This window comes from Microbulbifer sp. GL-2, assembly GCF_007183175.1.
In the GTDB taxonomy this organism is placed as follows: domain Bacteria; phylum Pseudomonadota; class Gammaproteobacteria; order Pseudomonadales; family Cellvibrionaceae; genus Microbulbifer.
The window spans coordinates 4,032,983-4,048,862 of sequence record NZ_AP019807.1 but is presented as its reverse complement, the minus strand read 5'-3'; the positions used below and the strand labels follow the sequence as shown (position 1 = coordinate 4,048,862).

Here is a 15,880-nt window from a genome sequence, read left to right as displayed (position 1 = left end):
AATGTTGCAAATGCTCTGGCACAACCTCAAGGAGAAAAAGTCTTACCCGGAGCAGCAGGAGTTCACCTGGAAAGCACTGGAGCAATTCACGCTTACCGCACTCGCAAACTACATTCAATGGCATCGTCAGTGGAAAGCACATCGTCGGCAGGTAATCGCCAGTGCTCGTGCTCTGACTTTTCCTTTTCCTGATTACCGACAAGGCCAGCGTCAGTTGGCAGTAGCTACTTACCGCTGTCTGAGAGATGGTGGTGAATTGGTCACCGAAGCCCCTACCGGAATTGGGAAAACCATCAGCACCCTGTTCCCGGCCATTAAAGCTTTGGGTGAGGGTCAGCTGGAGCAGTTAGTTTACCTCACTGCAAAAAACTCGGGCCGGCAGGTAGTAAAAGAAACTCTGACCAGCCTGCACAATAAAGGTTTGAAGTTATCTCTGTTAGAAATTCAGGCGAGGGATAAAACCTGTGCCTGTAATCTTGGCCTTTGCAGCCGGGATGAAGGCGGAGTTTGCCCGCGCACTCGAGGATTTTTCGACCGTTTGCCACAGGCGCGCGCTCAGCTCCTGGGTTCGCCGCTTATCACTCCGCAAGTGCTGGCGGAAGCTGCAGATGAATTCGAGTTATGCCCCTTTGAGCTGTCCTTGCAGATGCTGCCTTGGGCAGATTTGGTCGTATGCGATTTCAACTATGTATTTGATCCCTTGGTGCGTTTAAGCGCATTGCGGGATCACAGCCTACGTCGTGCGCTGCTTGTGGATGAAGCTCACAACCTGAGTAGCCGAGCGCGTGAAATGTATAGCGTAACCTTGAGCCGCGAAGAAACCCGCCGTGCAGCTGCAAGTTGTAAAGGAAGCCGCCCCCAGTTACAGCGCAGTATCCAGGCCCTGAGCAGGGCAATTGACAGGTGGGTTAAACAACTCAAAATTTCCGAAACCCCCACAGTAAGTGGTGTTCAATTCAGTAAAGAAAATGCTGAAGTCTGGGTTACCTCCCTTGCAACGACAGAGAATCGCCCCGCGACAGTTTCCAGGGCCGCTCATAAAGTGCTCTTAACAGTCAGTGAGCTATGGGGGAAGTCCCAGTTACCACCAGAGGAAATTAACGAATGGCTAAAGTCCGTTTACCGCTATGTCTGCATCGAGCAAGACCTATCTGAAAAACATCAAGCCCTCACTCGGGTATATGATTCGGGCACTCCATGGCAGGAGCAGCAACTCAAACTATTGTGTTTGAATGCTGCAAGCTACCTCCGACAAATATTTCGCCAGTTTCACGGAGTTATTTTATTTTCTGCCACTTTGCGCCCAGCAGATTACATCTTTCAGCAGCTGGGGGTGGACAACTCAGCTCCATACCTGAAGCTGCCATCTCCCTTTCTTCCATCACAGCAAGGTGTCTTCCTTTGCCCCTATGTTGATACCCGCTACAAATCACGAAACCAGGCTACAGAGAACTTGGTGGAGATTATCGCTCGTACATACCGGGGCCATCCAGGTAACTACCTGGTGTTCTTTCCCTCGTATAAATTCCTCCAGCAAGTAGCGGTGGCTTTCGAGCAAACCTTTCCTGATGTTAATTTGTTACATCAGGAGCCGGAAGCCAATGATAGTCAGCGCGCAGAATTCCTGGCAGCCTTCAATGAAGGTTCCTGTACTTTGGGCTTTGCAATCATGGGGGGCGTTTTTGGGGAAGGTGTTGACTTTGTGGGAGGTAAACTGATTGGTACCATCATTGTCGGTACTGGTCTGCCACTAGTTAATGAAGAGCAGGAATTGGTCCGCAGGGCCTTTGATCCTGAATTTCAAAATACCATAGGAACTGGTTTCGATGTTGCCTACCGTTACCCAGGATTAACCCGGGTTTTGCAAGCAGCAGGACGAGTTATACGCTCAGAGTCAGACCGTGGAGTGATTGTATTGGCGGATTATCGCTTCACTGACAGGTTTTATCAGGCATTGTATCCGGAGCATTGGAGCCTGGAAGTTTGTAGTGACGGTACAGTGCTTTCGGAGAGTCTGAAGACTTTCTGGAATAACTGACCGAAAGAGGCCGCTTTAAGAAAAGACCGGGGCAAGTAAAAGCTTGCCCCGGCCGATCAAGATCAGTTCACACTTTTTGAGTGGTAAACAATCGCTTGCCAGATGTTCTGCTGTCCGCCAACATAATTTTCAAAGGAGGGATTCTTGATATAACTCCAGGCTACTTTGCCGTTACCCAGATACATTGGCTCATCCAAGCCGCCCCATCCGTAATCGGTGAGTTTTACCGGCCCTTCCAGCACATTCAAGTCCGCATCAATCTCCATCACATAGAAGGCTTTAGGTACCAGCATACGCATGGCCTCACCTCTCTTATTGTAACTGCGGTTGTATGGAAGATTATCGGAAATACATTGGAATTGTGCGTAACCAAACAGGTAGCGACCGTTCTTCAGGTCGACCAGCTGAGGGTCACTTATTTGACAATCGGAGTCTTCCGCCAGCCACTTAATGCCAACACCCTCAATATTGCCTTCCCAATCAACCTTGGCAATACCCACGCGAGTTAAGGAAGATTTATCCAGGGCGCCGCCAGAATAGAGATCTTGCCTTGGTATAAGTGAATAGTCACCCTCATCATACTCGATCTCTTCGAGATACGAGAAGAAGCAATTCTTATTAGCCTTAGCACATTGATCATCAAAAGGGCCATCTCCACTGGTATCAATACCAAGAGTATCCCGCAAGTACCTATCCATATCCTCATCTTCGATATACTTCGGAGAAACAACCACTGAGAGATTGGTATTCGCATCTACCGGAACGACTGTGTGCCCTCCCCCGTTGGAGATCATTGCACTTGTTGTAGGAACCACGTGATTGTAAGTGCCTTCAAGAATAGATGAGCCATCATCTTCCATTTTGATAGCAATTGCTTTCAAGCCAGGTGAAGGATGATATTTATTTCCATCACTGGTACAAAGTGCCCCAAACATTTCATTCCCAGGGTTATAGAAAGCCCGAATATTAAGTACGTGGCCGTGACCACATAACCAGTCCCAACCTCTACGGTCATCTCCTGTCATAGTTAGAGACCAATCATCCCGATCGATCACAGTTAATCCTGCTGAATAGTGGGAGCCACTCGAGAGTACGCGCGCGGTTACCGAGAATGCATAATTTGTACGCCCTTTACTGTCATTCTCAACATATAACAACTCTTGGGTACCCAAGTGGGTACCGCCATGCATTTTGTTGACTACGTAGGCGTCTGGTTTTTCCGATAAGGGCTTGCTGTCCCACTCCATTAACCAAATTTGATCATTGTATTTTTTCGCATTATCGGTACCTGCAACACTAGCGAGGTTATCCTCGTTAATCTTCATCTTGCTAGTGCCATGCTCTTCAACTATGTCTTTCTTAATGTCATAGCGCTCGCTGGCCTTGTATTCGGTATTACACAAAACAGCAACTCTTGAGCAATCTGCACTAGCTGTAATACCGTGGGATTCATAACACTGTTTGAGAATCGTGGTATTTCCAGTTTGATCAAAGCTGGAGGTTTCAGGGTTGTACTGGAGTTCGTAGACAGAACCGTAGGTTGTATCGGATGCACTTTGTCCTTCGGACAGTGTGGTGGATACAAACATCCTTGGCTTATCTGTGTCCGTTGCACAGGTTGCCGTATAGCTGCGGATAGGAATGTCGATATTTTCCTCATCCTGCTCACTATCTGTACGGCCGATATAGTGCGCAAGCTGGTAGACTTCCTGGGCATTTACCATTGCGTCAGGCAGGGTTATATCTGTAGCTGTAATTGTGGCAAACCCCAGATCAGAGGAAGAGACATCTCCTGTGATTACTGTCGAGGGGTCATTATCAGGGAGGGTTGTGTCTCCGCCGGTATCACCTGAGCCACTACCACCCCCCTGGTCACCACCCCCTGGTCACCGCCGCTACTACTGCCACCATCTCCTGTTGCTGCAGGCTCAGGGTCGGAGCTTGAGGAACCGCCCCCCCTCCGCATGCGGCCAAGGCCGCGGTTAATGCCAATACCAATAGTTTCTTGCTAAATAACTTGTCCATAAACGCCTGAAATATCTTATCTTTTTGATTTTGATGTTAGGTGAGGATTCAGAAATTAGTTCCGGGTAAGTCGCGAAATGAAAATACGAAAGGAATTTTATTTTTTCGTGAATAATTTTCTGTGTCGCATTTAAAAAAATGAAGAAAATAAAACCTGTCTATTTCAGCACTTTTCTGACAATATTTGTCACCAACATACAAATTAGGAAAAAACACGCTCCCACCCACAACTAAACTCATGAAAACTGTAGGTCATGCTCGTTTAGCCACTTTCAAAGCTAACTTAGGGGGAAACCAATTTTTGATTCCTGTCAAGAAGCGGTAAATTTGCCAATTAGATAAAATGAGTGCCTTTCCTGGAGTGACTCAGCCTGTGCTTATCTGTTTGTCCTAATCAGCTCTATGATAGGAAAGCCTCTATATGCTATCTTGCCTCCACGGTTGAACTGGCTAGTGAAACGCCCCTTTCCATCACGTCTTGCATTAACTTAGGAGCCTGCCCCTACTGAGTCAATGTAACCATAAGCTCAATAACGAATGACCAATAAGGATAAGAAATGTCTTTGAAAAAGAATGGTTTATGGATTTTATTTTTCCTCTTTGCTTTCATCGCAATGTATCTGCATGATGGCGAGCCACTTTTTTTGAGCGAGAGTAGTTATCCTGCTGGCAAGTCAATTGCCTGGATTCTATTTATCTCCTTTCTGGGATACTCGATTTATTGCAGCTCAAAAGAGAATATATTTAAGACGATCAAAACGATTTACCCTTTTCACTGGGCCAGGCAGATAGGTATAGACCTCTATTTAGGTTTGGCCATATCAATGTTTATTATTTTTCTTAACGAGGGCTCTTTCTGGGTATTAGCGCTTTGGCTGATACCGATTATTCTTTTTGCGAACTTGGCAACACTGCTTTACATTGCAATGAATTATGACTCCCTAATATCCCAATTTATTTAAGTATAAATCTCCTAGGAGCCTTGAATAATTTGAAGGCTCCCCTAGAGCAACTTTTTCGTACCTATACTGCCCAGTTGCCCACGGCCAATATCTTGTTATTTCAATAATTTCCGGTACTCACGCCAAAAACAAAATCTATATATTGTATTAAAATTTTTATATAGACACTATATATAGTGATCCAGATCAAGATCTTCTCTTTTGCACTTCTATAAGCTTCCACCACAATCTGTGAAGGAAGGCCCATGACAAGCACCTCTAACCCCGAAATTGACAGAGAATCATTTCCTGCTCAGAACCTAAGAAGCCTCCTGGTACGAAAGCGGGATGGCAGAGCTGTAGCTTTTGACTCTCAACGTATTTCCTCCGCACTGGTGCGAGCTGGTCAAGCTACGGGTGAATTCGGTGAAGATGAAATTGATTGGCTTACTCAGGAAGTACTGAAAGTCATTAACTATCGTTTTGACGCGAGCATACCGATAGATATTGAAGAGATCCAAAATATCGCCGAACAAATATTGATCAATTGCAATTATATAGAGTCAGCACGCGCCTATATCGCATATCGGGGCCGACATGCCCAAATACGCAATGAGCGACAGACATTAGTAGACGTCGGTGCCTCCATTGAAGAATACCTGGAGCAAGCAGATTGGCGTGTTGCGGCTAATGCCAATCAAGGGTATTCACTCGGTGGCTTGATCTTAAATAGCTCTGGAAAAATGATTGCCAATTACTGGTTGAATCATGTTTATTCGCCGGAAATTGGCGCAGCACACCGGGATGGGGATCTGCACATCCATGATCTGGATATGCTGGCAGGTTACTGCGCAGGCTGGTCCCTGCGCACTCTGCTACATGAGGGGTTAAACGGGGTACCCGGTAAAGTGGAATCATCACCGCCGGCTCATTTAACCAGTGCAGTTGGCCAAATTGTTAACTTCCTCGGTACTTTGCAAAACGAGTGGGCCGGAGCACAGGCATTTAGCTCTTTTGACACCTATCTGGCCCCCTTCGTGCGCAAGGATCAACTGGATTACGCCACAGTTCGCCAATGTATGCAGGAGCTGATTTTTAATCTTAATGTACCATCCCGCTGGGGCACCCAGACACCTTTTACCAATCTAACATTTGATTGGGTTTGCCCCGAAGATCTGCGTGAGCAGGTTCCGGTTGTCGCCGGCAAGGAGATGCTGTTCACATATGGTGACTTGCAGGAAGAGATGGATCTGATCAATCGTGCCTATATCGAGGTAATGAGCGAGGGGGACGCGCGCGGTAGGGTATTCACCTTTCCCATCCCAACTTACAATATTAGCGAGGATTTTCCCTGGGAAAGCGAGAATGCCGAACGGCTGTTTGCTATGACCGCTCGCTACGGCCTGCCCTATTTCCAAAACTTTATTAATTCAGACTTGAGTCCGAACATGGTGCGCTCCATGTGCTGTCGCCTGCAGTTGGATTTGCGCGAATTACTGAAACGCGGCAACGGACTGTTTGGTTCCGCCGAGCAAACCGGTTCCCTCGGTGTTGTAACCATTAATTGTGCGCGCCTGGGCTATCTGTATAAAGGAGACTGGGAACGCCTGCTTGCCCAGCTGGACAAGCTGCTGATACTTGCACGTGACTCACTGGAAGTGAAACGCAAGGTGATCCAGAGGCACATGAACGCGGGCTTGTTCCCCTACACGCGTCGCTACCTTGGCACTTTGCGTAATCACTTCTCCACGATTGGAGTCAATGGTATTAATGAAATGCTGCGAAATTTCAGTGATGACTGTGAGAGTGTTGTCACTGAGCTGGGTAAAGACCTGGCCGAGCAATTACTGGATCATATCCGGTTACGAATGACCGAATTCCAGGAACAAACAGGACACCTGTATAACCTGGAGGCAACGCCGGCTGAGGGCACCACTTATCGCTTTGCCCGTGAGGACCGAAAGCGCTTTAAGGATATTATCCAGGCTGGCAGCGTTGAAGCTCCCTACTACACCAACTCATCACAGTTGCCTGTCGGCTTTACCGATGATCCCTTCGAAGCCCTGGCCCGGCAGGAATCCCTGCAGTCCCGCTACACCGGCGGTACTGTGCTGCATCTCTACCTGGGTGAACAGTTGCCGGACGCCGATAGCTGCCGCCGCCTGTTAAAGCGCGCCCTGGAAAACTATCGCCTGCCTTACATCACCGTCACACCGAGCTTTTCCATCTGTCCGGTACATGGTTATTTAAGTGGTGAACATGAATTCTGCCCCCGCTGCGATGAGGCCCTTCTCACCAGAGAGCAAGCCTGTTGCAGCGATTAAAAACCGACCTCAAAGGAGAGACACCATGGAATCACAAACCTCCGTATTAAAAGACGAAGACCGTACTCGCTGTGAAGTCTGGAGCCGGGTAATGGGCTACCACCGCCCGGTATCCTTTTGGAATCCAGGCAAACAATCGGAACATAAGGAGCGCCGTTTCTTTGTGACCGGCAGCCACTCGGGCACCGCGCAAAGACATGGGTGAGAAACTACGCGTTGGCGGGTTTACTCCGTTTACTGCGATTGATTATCCTGGAGCACTGGCAGCAGTCGTTTTTTGCCAGGGGTGCCCCTGGCGCTGTCGCTACTGTCATAACACCGACCTGCTGCCAGCCAAGGCCCCCAGCGCCTACGACTGGGAGCAAATACTGGGATTTCTTGCCAGTCGGCAGGGGCTGCTGGATGCGGTAGTGTTCTCCGGGGGGGAGCCTACTGCCCAGAATGCGCTGGAGACTGCTGTCATCCAGGTTCGAGCACTGGGTTTCAAAGTGGGATTGCATACTGCCGGAGTCTACCCGCGAAAACTTGATCGTTTGATTCCCAGCTTGGATTGGGTTGGCCTCGACATCAAAGCGCTACCAGAGAACTACGCAGCTATTACAGGAGTGGAAGGTAGTGGAAAAGCCCCTTGGCAGTGCGCTGAATTACTTGCCCGTTCCGATACTCCCCTGCAGGTGCGCCTTACCAGGCATCCTGTGCTCACCAGTGATACTGAACTGGAGCAGATTCGGCACAAGTTACAGGAGCTAGGGATTCCCCACCTGGAAGTTCAGCGTTGCAATAGTGAAAAGGCACTCGACCAGACATTGAAGTTCCTTTCTTGAATATTCGCAGCTTTAGCAGGCTTTCACAAAATTGGCCAGACCCGACAATATCTACCGCTTGCCTTGCTGGTAAAGCAGAGGCTGTATTAGTATCTGGAGTTTACTCGAAACAGGTTCTCTACCCGGCCCGGCCATGGTGTTATCCCGACAGTTTTATCGCCGTGGACCCGATTTGCGGGAAAGCTACCCAGCAACTTTTGTCGATATCAGGCGGCGCTTTGGCTTCAGATCAATTGCAGTTGGGCGCTGGGTAACTGATAAGGAACGAGTCCGGGCTGCGGGCCTTTTTTACGACGCCCTTGTCGATTTAATGACCATACTCAAGGGGCCAGAGCTACTCATATCGTTACGAGGTACCTTGTCCTTTCAGTATGGTATCGGTGGCCGCCCTGGAATGTCTGCCTTTTACGACCCCTCTACTCAATGCTTTTCCCTGGCCAAAAACGCGGGGCCCGGTTCCATAGCTCACGAGTGGTTCCATGCATTGGATCACCACCTTGCCCAGAAAGCATTCAGTGATACTTCGCAAACTATGTACGCATCAGAAGCCTGGCTTCGCGATGCCACTCCTATACCTCACCGGCTAAACGATCTCCTTTTCGCCTGCTTTAAAGCTATTATGCTGGACGAAGAAGGCAGGAAACCCAGCGGCCTGGTTAAGGCATCTCTAAAAGTCGATGAGGCAAATGGCTCCATCTATTACAGTGAGCCAGTGGAACTTTGTGCCCGCGCTTTCGAGGCCTTTATTCAGGATTCCAATATCAGCAATAACTTTCTGGTGGCGGGCTCAAAAGCCAGTGAAGAAGCCAAGCTGGGGCTTTACCCTTTGGGGCAGCAGCGCCGGCAAATTAACCAGGCTTTTGAGCATTACTTTGCTTGTTTGGGCCAGGCTCTATTGGCAAACTCCGGTTTAGCATAATTAGCCGGAACTAAACACATAAGCTCTTTTTGGGGCCCCAATAACTAGCGGAAAGGGGTGGTGGATTACTGACTGTTTGCCAGTTTTAAGGCCAGCGTTTTGCTTTGAAGTAATGCCCGGGTTACTGAATTCCTGTGCCTTTTATCGCTAAATTCTTGAAATTCAGCGTTGATTTCAAAGAGCTGTTCAACACCCAGGTAGTGGCTCAATGTTTTGATATGTGGCCCCAGGTGATTCATCTTTTCCCGTATTCCACCCTCGCCAAAACCAAATTCCCCGGCGGATGTTATTAGCACCAGAACCTTGCCCGACATTATGGGTTCTAGTGGGTAATCCCCTCGGGCTAAATCAAAGGTAAAAGTCTTATTAATACGTATAACCTGGTCAAACCAGGCTTTTAGGGCAGCCGGCATACCGTAGTTATACATCGCGGTAGACATCACAATAATATCAGCCTTATCAACCTCATCGATCAAAGTATCTGACAATATAGTCAGGGATCTTTGCCTCTCAGTGCGCCGTTCCTCGGAAGTAAATACCGCGGCTATCCAGTCTTGACTGATGAAAGCGGGCGGGCTCAGGCCAACGTCTCTATGGATGATTTCATCTTGGGGTCTTTGTGCTGACCAATTTTGCACAAATGATGCAGCAACTGTCTTTGAGATAGAGGTGTGCCTAGGTATGCTATGACTCTCGTCAGATGAGTGATTACGGCTAGATCGCTGGGCACTAGCATCAATGTGAAGCAGGGTTTTCATTCTATAGACCTCATATAAACCAATTGAAGGCCTATCTATGTTGCGGCTCCAACCGTTCATTGACAATTGACTTATTTCTGCCTATAGATAAGAATTTCTCATCTATAGGCAGGGCTTCCCGATGTACCCTACTCTCCCATCACTTAATTCACTGAAAATATTTGACGCTGCGGCGAGGCTGGGGAGCTTCAAAAAAGCCGCAGAAGAACTTTTCATTACCCCCACTGCGGTATCACACCAGATAAAAACGCTGGAAGAAGCGTTGGGGACACAACTGTTTGAGCGCAAAACCCGTGCGGTGTTATTAACTGTAAATGGGAGGCTTCTAGCAGAGACGACTTCAAGAATTTTTCAGCAACTTGCAGTTGCAGTGAGTGAAATTTCCGGCTTAAAGGATACCCTTACTATTAGCACGACTTCCTCTTTTGCGGCTATGTGGCTGGTGCCCAGGCTGGAGCGTTTTTACCGGAAGTATCCCGGTATCGATATATCTGTGATGACTGGCGAGGAAGTGAATAATATCGAACGCGATCGTCGCATTGATATTGCAATTCGATATGGAAAGTATGATCCAAGCATAAAGAACACGGTGAAACTCAGCACTGAATCTTTGGGTATGTATGCTGCGCCAAGCTATTTATCTCATACGAAAGAAATCAGTCAGGCCCAGCTTTTAGAAACCAGGTGGGTTAATCAATCCCTGCCCCCACTTAGCTGGAAGTCTGTGCTTGGCAGCACAGGTGAAAAAGTCAATATCCGCCAATTCGATCAGGAGCATCATGTTATACAGGCGGCCCTTGCTGGCCATGGTATAGCTTTGGTCAGCTCACTGCTGGTCCAGAATGCGCTGCAGAACGGTTGGCTTGTTCCTTATAGGAGCACTTCACTAGAGAGCGAGATTAGTGGATTTACTTACTATACGGTGATAGCAAACCATAGCAGGGGAAACAAAAATGTAGAGACTTTTATTCAGTGGCTGTTAGAGGAGATAGAGTAAACGACCTGACTCAAAGTTACTTGTGTGCTGAAGAAGACTGGCGGGGTGGAATATGGCGGGTCAGACAAATTTTGCGGGTCACTAAATGAACTCTCCCCCATGTCGTGAAACATGAGGGAGATTCATGAGCACTATCCGGGAATGGATAGCAGCTCAAAAATTATAGGCAGACAATATTTTCTGCTTGCGGGCCTTTGGCGCCCTGGGTAACTGTAAATTCTACAGCTTGCCCTTCCTGCAATGTTTTAAAGCCACTGCTGGCAATGTTGCTGAAGTGTGCAAAAACATCGGGGCCAGATTTTTGTGCGATGAAACCAAAACCTTTGGACTCATCAAACCACTTAACGGTACCGGTAGTTGTGTTAGACATAATAAATATCCTGAATAAAATAAAAATGTACTCCAAGTGACTTGGAGGTCAGATGGGTAAAAGTAAGAGTTTAACAAGGACAGAACGAAGGATTATGACTAAAACTACGAGTTGAACTAAAATGAAACATGGCTTTTAACCCAGCGAGGCGAATACTAGCATTTGTTACCCTTCTCTGTCCATAGTTTAGAGCGAAATTGCAGAATTAACCTACTGGAGAAGCAGCGGCCTCCTTCCAGCCCAAGGTTTGCCGGCTCGTCATCACTTGTTCGCTACTTCCAGCTCACTCCGGAAGTTCTTTACCATTTGCCTGAGAAACAGCCTCGGGGCCAACCTGTACAGGTAAGTCCCGAGTAAGCTCTTGTCGTGAGGAAACAATCGCTCTTGCCCTCTTCCAAGGGCAGACACTATCTTGTTGGCCATCCACTCAGCACTGCGGACTTTACCAATAGTGCTGCGGGCATGTGTGACTCTGCCGCCACTTCCAGACAGGGCATTTTGCTCGATATCCGTAGAAAGAAAGCTCGGATAGACCATTAGCACCCGAATCCCCTGATGGCGGACTTCCTCGCGGAAAGTCTCGAAGTACTGGTGCAAAGCACTCTTTGCCGCACAATAGCCTGCGCGCCCTAGTAATGGCATCCATCCCGCCATTGAGCTGATATTCACTACCCACCCAGAGGCCGATTTTAACTCTTTAATCAGCCCCTGAGCCAGGTCCACCGCAGCATGATAATTGACATCCATCACCTTTCGGGTCACTGCACTGGAAGTTTGAGTGGAGAGACTGCGGTGTGTGATCCCAGCATTGTTTACCAACAGGTCAACTCTGGAATATTGTTGGCGCAGGGATTGAACCAGCTCCTCTACCGCTTGGCTACTTGATAGGTCTGCTGCAAAAACCCGGACTGGAGATCCGCAGGCTTCGAGCTGCTCCTGTCGATGACACAGTGCTTGAGAATCAATATCAACCAGGGCAAATTCGGAATCGTGCCTTCTTGCAAGACATTGCGTTATCGCCCAACCCAAACCTCCCGCGGCACCAGTAACCACAATGACCCTTCGCCCTCGACTAGTTTGCTCCACAACCATCTCAGTTCCTTCCCACAGGTAGTTGACGATTGACTGAGTCCGGGGATATGCCGAGGGCCTCTTGCGCAAACAGGTGAAAGACCTCTTTAGAGCTTTTTTCCGGAAGGAATCCCAGTACTTCTTTCAGAAGTCGATTATCAAGAACAGGCCTGTATTGCAGAAAGGCCACATGCCCAGGTTTTGTATTGGTTAAATGAAGACTGTAACCAATCCAAAGAATTGCCTTTACCAGCCAGATCGGGGGTTTAATAAGCGGCTTGCCTAAAGTTTGAGCAATTTCACCTGGGCGGAGACTACCATCTCCGGCCAAATTAAATATGCCGCTGGCTCCAGCATCCAGACCGTGGGCTATTGCGCGGATTACATCCTGGTCCCAGATAAAAACAAACGGTGAATTGTGACCCCCGGGGTCCAAAATAGCCTTCTGGCTAAATAAGGCACTGATCTTGTTGTTGGTCTGCGCCCCCAAAACGGAAGAAACCCGAAAAATCAGCTGCTTTAAATGAGGGTACTTTTCTCGATATTCCCCCAGTAGCTCCTCAACTTTGCGTTTGTTGTTGGAATAAGCAAACTCCGGGTTTCCACGCAGAGGGTGGTACTCTTTCAGCCAGACAGGATTATCAGAATGATAGCCGTAAGCCGCTCCACTGCTTGTCACAGTGATATGTTCAATCCCCGCGAAGAGGCAGGCATCCAGCACGTTTTTTGTCCCCTCTACATCAATGCGGTACTCGGCAATCTGGTCTCGCCCTGCTGACATGATCGATGCCAGGTGAATCACATGGGTAATAGATTCTGACAGCATCAGCTCCCCCAGGGTGGCATCGCAGATATCCTTTACAAGGATCGGGAAACTTGCGGCTTTTGTATGGATGTCTACACCCGTGACCGGAAGGCTTCTGCATAATTGTTCGCCCAGTTGGTGACCGATATACCCCGCAGCCCCCGTTATTAAAATTCGTCTTTCCATTTTGGGAGCACTTTTCAAGAAGCCACTGATTCACCAGCCGGGAAGAATGCGGTTTGCGCTATTAAGTCCCTTTGCATTTCCGCCCTATGAGTTCTTAGCGCTTTCAGGTAAGTATCCTTGTGCACGTAGTACGCCATGCGCTCAAGGTCGAGATATTGCATACCACCATCGGCACGTTTCGCCGACCGTTGTTTGATAACTTTCCTGAACCGGGTGGCGGAGGGTGCCCCAGCGGCTAACTGATGGATATACAGCGCGACAAGTTCCGCCTGCTTGTTACGCCCCTCCCACCCCAAACCTGCTGCCTCTACCATGCCCATCATGAAAAAATTGTCTGACTCCGGGTGGAAAACATTCAAGTACAGACTGGGCGCATATCCACTCCAGTTCAGTTCATTGGCGTCGATAAATGGATAGTGCAATTTATAGCCTGTAGCCTGCACGATCAGGTCATACTCACGGTATTTGCCATCAGAGAAGTACACTTTTTTCCCAACTACCGATGTAATATCTGGCCTGGGGTCAATGTCACCATGCCCAATGTGGTGCAGTAACAGGGAGTTGACTACCGGGTGGGATTCAAACAGCCGGTAATCGGGCTCGGGCAGCCCATATTGGACAGGGCTGCCTAAAGTAAACTTGATTAGCGCCTTAGTAATACGCCGTTTAAGGGAGTGCGGTATCTTGAGTGAGCTGCCCAACTGATCAATAGGCTTGCCCGCAATAAATTTTGGCAGAAAGTAGTAGCCGCGGCGCAAACTCAAATCCACACTCTTGGCCCTATGCACTGCATCCACAGCGATATCCGCTCCGCTATTGCCACAACCAATTAACAGGACTTTTTTATCGGCAAAGATCTCTGGAGACCTGTACTGCGCGGAGTGCATCTGCTCCCCGAGGAATTGGCCTGGTAGCTCTGGTTTGTTTGGGTGATGTAAAGTGCCGCTGGCAATAAGCAAGCCCGTAAATGACCGTGTTTGCTCCACCCCATTACTTTGAGTTGTAATTAACCAGCCTTCTCCGCCACGTACGCATTTCACAACTTCCGTGTTGAATTCATAGTGATTGTAGAGACCGAATTTCCTCGCATATGCACGAAAATAAATGCACATCTCCATGTGACTTGGGTATTCAGCAACCCTCTCATCCATCGGAAACTCTGTAAATTCTGTCATTCTCTTTGAAGAGATAAGATGTGCCGATTCATACATTGTGCTGGTCGGGCTATCAATATCCCACAAGCCGCCCACATCGCTGTGTACTTCAAAGCCAATACAGGGGATGCCAAACTTGCGTAAATTTCGCATAGTACAAAGCCCCATGGGCCCTGCACCAATTACTGCATAGGGTTTCATAGTGGCTCCCTCATCCATAACCATTTAATTCAGAACCAAGATGAAAGGAATATACCGTGACAAATCAGGCGTAGATTGTCATTATCGGGCAGGTACTGGTTAATTTGGGACATTCAAAATGGATTTGGCTGACTCGAGAAGCGTAAACCTTAGCTACACCAGAGCGTTACTTGGGGCATTGTCCAGTTTGGGTCTACCCGTGCCTGAAAGCGCAAGGAAGGTACTTTCTCAAATTGACCAGTTGGATCGTGTCCCAATTCATCTGCAAGAGCAGCTTTGGGAGGCGGTGGCTCATTCTTATCCGACCCCTCTGCTGGGAGTAAGGCTAGGACTTGCGATGCAGGCCAGCCAGATTGGACTGGTGGGCTACTTACTGATGACCCAAAAAAATCTTGGGGCATCGATAGATCAATTGATTGCCTACTATCCATTACTGGGGGAAGGTGGTCACTTTGGCTTGCATCAAGATGCGCTTACCGTAAATCTCTGCTACAAGCCCAACTTCCTCAGCTTCGTGCAAATCCGGGTGGAAACGGTACTTGCTGCTTGCATAGAGCAAACCCGTATTATGACTGGAGGAAAGTTTCAGGCCCAAAGGCTGCTTCTCTCCTATCCTGCCCCCAGTCTTGCAGTACAACAACAGTATCAAGAACTTTTGCAAATACCGGTGGAGTTCAGTGCGCCGGCCTCAGCAATCCAATTTCTCACTAAAGATCTGGCCCTCCCTTTAATTGCAGCTGATAAAGAAGTGGTGAACTGTTTAAAGCCCAAAGCTGATGCCCTCTTGCGGGCGCTTGAGGAAAAAACTCTGCACCAAAAAGTATCACTTTTAATTCAGCAGGACCCCGGTTTAACACGGGAACAAGTTGCCCACCATCTCTGTCTCAGCCCCAGGCATTTGGGCCGTAAATTACAAAAGGAGCGGTTTAATTTTCGAGCACTTCAGGATGAAGTTCGCAGTTATTATGCAAAACTATGGCTAAGAGAGGGGAAAAAAACTAATGCCGAAATTGCTACCGCGCTAGGGTACTCTGATGAGAGTGCTTTCGGTAAAGCATTCAGGCGCTGGGAGGGTGCCTCGCCAGGTTCTTTTAGAGAGAAGCTTAAAATTTTGAGTACCCCAATATTTCAGCAATAGCTGATCAACCTTTTGGTGAAGCTCTACGGCAAAGGCAGTCAACCCAAGCCCTATAAAAGCCGATTGGCTACCAGAATAAAATACTGGAAAACTGTCTTCGTAGATGCCTTTTAGTTAACGGATCAAAAA

Annotated in this window: 15 protein-coding genes; 8 read left to right on the top strand and 7 right to left on the bottom strand. The window is 48.2% G+C overall.

Annotated elements, in window-relative coordinates; genetic code table 11:
* Position 1: 1 nt before the first annotated feature.
* Complete coding sequence (locus tag GL2_RS17550; protein ID WP_232053671.1) at positions 2 to 2,038, top strand: ATP-dependent DNA helicase; 2,037 nt, start codon at positions 2 to 4, stop codon at positions 2,036 to 2,038.
* A 62-nt stretch (positions 2,039 to 2,100) separates the two neighbouring features.
* Here the strand turns inward: GL2_RS17550 and GL2_RS17545 are convergent, their stop codons facing one another.
* Together GL2_RS17545 and GL2_RS22015 are read right to left on the bottom strand one after the other, a co-directional pair.
* Positions 2,101 to 3,762 carry a hypothetical protein gene (locus tag GL2_RS17545; RefSeq protein ID WP_232053670.1) on the bottom strand — a complete coding sequence of 554 codons (1,662 nt, stop codon included), beginning with the start codon at positions 3,760 to 3,762 and terminating at the stop codon, positions 2,101 to 2,103.
* A 148-nt stretch (positions 3,763 to 3,910) separates the two neighbouring features.
* Positions 3,911 to 4,063 carry a hypothetical protein gene (locus GL2_RS22015; RefSeq protein ID WP_232053669.1) on the bottom strand — a complete coding sequence of 51 codons (153 nt, stop codon included), beginning with the start codon at positions 4,061 to 4,063 and terminating at the stop codon, positions 3,911 to 3,913.
* A 557-nt stretch (positions 4,064 to 4,620) separates the two neighbouring features.
* Here GL2_RS22015 and GL2_RS17540 point away from each other — a divergent pair.
* From GL2_RS17540 to GL2_RS17520, 5 genes are all read left to right on the top strand, one after another.
* Positions 4,621 to 5,025: a hypothetical protein gene (locus tag GL2_RS17540; protein WP_143731934.1), complete on the top strand. Its 405-nt coding sequence runs from the start codon at positions 4,621 to 4,623 to the stop codon at positions 5,023 to 5,025.
* A 245-nt stretch (positions 5,026 to 5,270) separates the two neighbouring features.
* Positions 5,271 to 7,328 carry a ribonucleoside triphosphate reductase gene (locus GL2_RS17535; RefSeq protein ID WP_143731932.1) on the top strand — a complete coding sequence of 686 codons (2,058 nt, stop codon included), beginning with the start codon at positions 5,271 to 5,273 and terminating at the stop codon, positions 7,326 to 7,328.
* A 25-nt stretch (positions 7,329 to 7,353) separates the two neighbouring features.
* Positions 7,354 to 7,533, top strand: coding sequence for an anaerobic ribonucleoside-triphosphate reductase (gene nrdD, locus GL2_RS22170; RefSeq protein WP_143731930.1), 180 nt, complete (start codon positions 7,354 to 7,356; stop codon positions 7,531 to 7,533).
* Positions 7,526 to 8,152 carry an anaerobic ribonucleoside-triphosphate reductase activating protein gene (locus tag GL2_RS17525; RefSeq protein WP_143731928.1) on the top strand — a complete coding sequence of 209 codons (627 nt, stop codon included), beginning with the start codon at positions 7,526 to 7,528 and terminating at the stop codon, positions 8,150 to 8,152. Before nrdD ends, GL2_RS17525 begins: the two co-directional genes overlap by 8 nt.
* Before the next feature lie 133 nt (positions 8,153 to 8,285).
* Positions 8,286 to 9,071: a CLCA_X family protein gene (locus GL2_RS17520; RefSeq protein ID WP_143731926.1), complete on the top strand. Its 786-nt coding sequence runs from the start codon at positions 8,286 to 8,288 to the stop codon at positions 9,069 to 9,071.
* A gap of 65 nt (positions 9,072 to 9,136) precedes the next feature.
* Here GL2_RS17520 and GL2_RS17515 read toward each other — a convergent pair whose 3' ends face one another.
* Positions 9,137 to 9,889 (bottom strand): FMN-dependent NADH-azoreductase, encoded by a 753-nt coding sequence (locus tag GL2_RS17515; RefSeq protein ID WP_232053856.1) that lies wholly within the window; start codon positions 9,887 to 9,889, stop codon positions 9,137 to 9,139.
* A gap of 61 nt (positions 9,890 to 9,950) precedes the next feature.
* Here GL2_RS17515 and GL2_RS17510 point away from each other — a divergent pair, with 61 nt between their 5' ends.
* A complete protein-coding gene (locus GL2_RS17510) occupies positions 9,951 to 10,826 on the top strand; it encodes a LysR substrate-binding domain-containing protein (protein ID WP_143731924.1) in 876 nt (291 codons plus the stop codon).
* Between the two features lie 160 nt (positions 10,827 to 10,986).
* Here the strand turns inward: GL2_RS17510 and GL2_RS17505 are convergent, their stop codons facing one another.
* The 4 genes from GL2_RS17505 to GL2_RS17490 form a co-directional block, all read right to left on the bottom strand.
* Positions 10,987 to 11,196 (bottom strand): cold-shock protein, encoded by a 210-nt coding sequence (locus GL2_RS17505; protein ID WP_143731922.1) that lies wholly within the window; start codon positions 11,194 to 11,196, stop codon positions 10,987 to 10,989.
* A 261-nt stretch (positions 11,197 to 11,457) separates the two neighbouring features.
* On the bottom strand, positions 11,458 to 12,288 hold the full coding sequence (locus GL2_RS17500) for an SDR family oxidoreductase (protein ID WP_143731920.1): 831 nt from the start codon (positions 12,286 to 12,288) through the stop codon (positions 11,458 to 11,460).
* 1 nt (position 12,289) lies between these two features.
* Positions 12,290 to 13,258 carry an NAD-dependent epimerase/dehydratase family protein gene (locus GL2_RS17495; protein ID WP_143731918.1) on the bottom strand — a complete coding sequence of 323 codons (969 nt, stop codon included), beginning with the start codon at positions 13,256 to 13,258 and terminating at the stop codon, positions 12,290 to 12,292.
* 14 nt (positions 13,259 to 13,272) lie between these two features.
* Positions 13,273 to 14,613, bottom strand: coding sequence for an NAD(P)/FAD-dependent oxidoreductase (locus tag GL2_RS17490; RefSeq protein ID WP_143731916.1), 1,341 nt, complete (start codon positions 14,611 to 14,613; stop codon positions 13,273 to 13,275).
* Positions 14,614 to 14,731: 118 nt separating this feature from the next.
* Between GL2_RS17490 and GL2_RS17485 the strand changes: the two genes are divergently transcribed.
* Positions 14,732 to 15,751 (top strand): AraC family transcriptional regulator, encoded by a 1,020-nt coding sequence (locus GL2_RS17485; RefSeq protein ID WP_143731914.1) that lies wholly within the window; start codon positions 14,732 to 14,734, stop codon positions 15,749 to 15,751.
* Positions 15,752 to 15,880 lie beyond the last annotated feature (129 nt).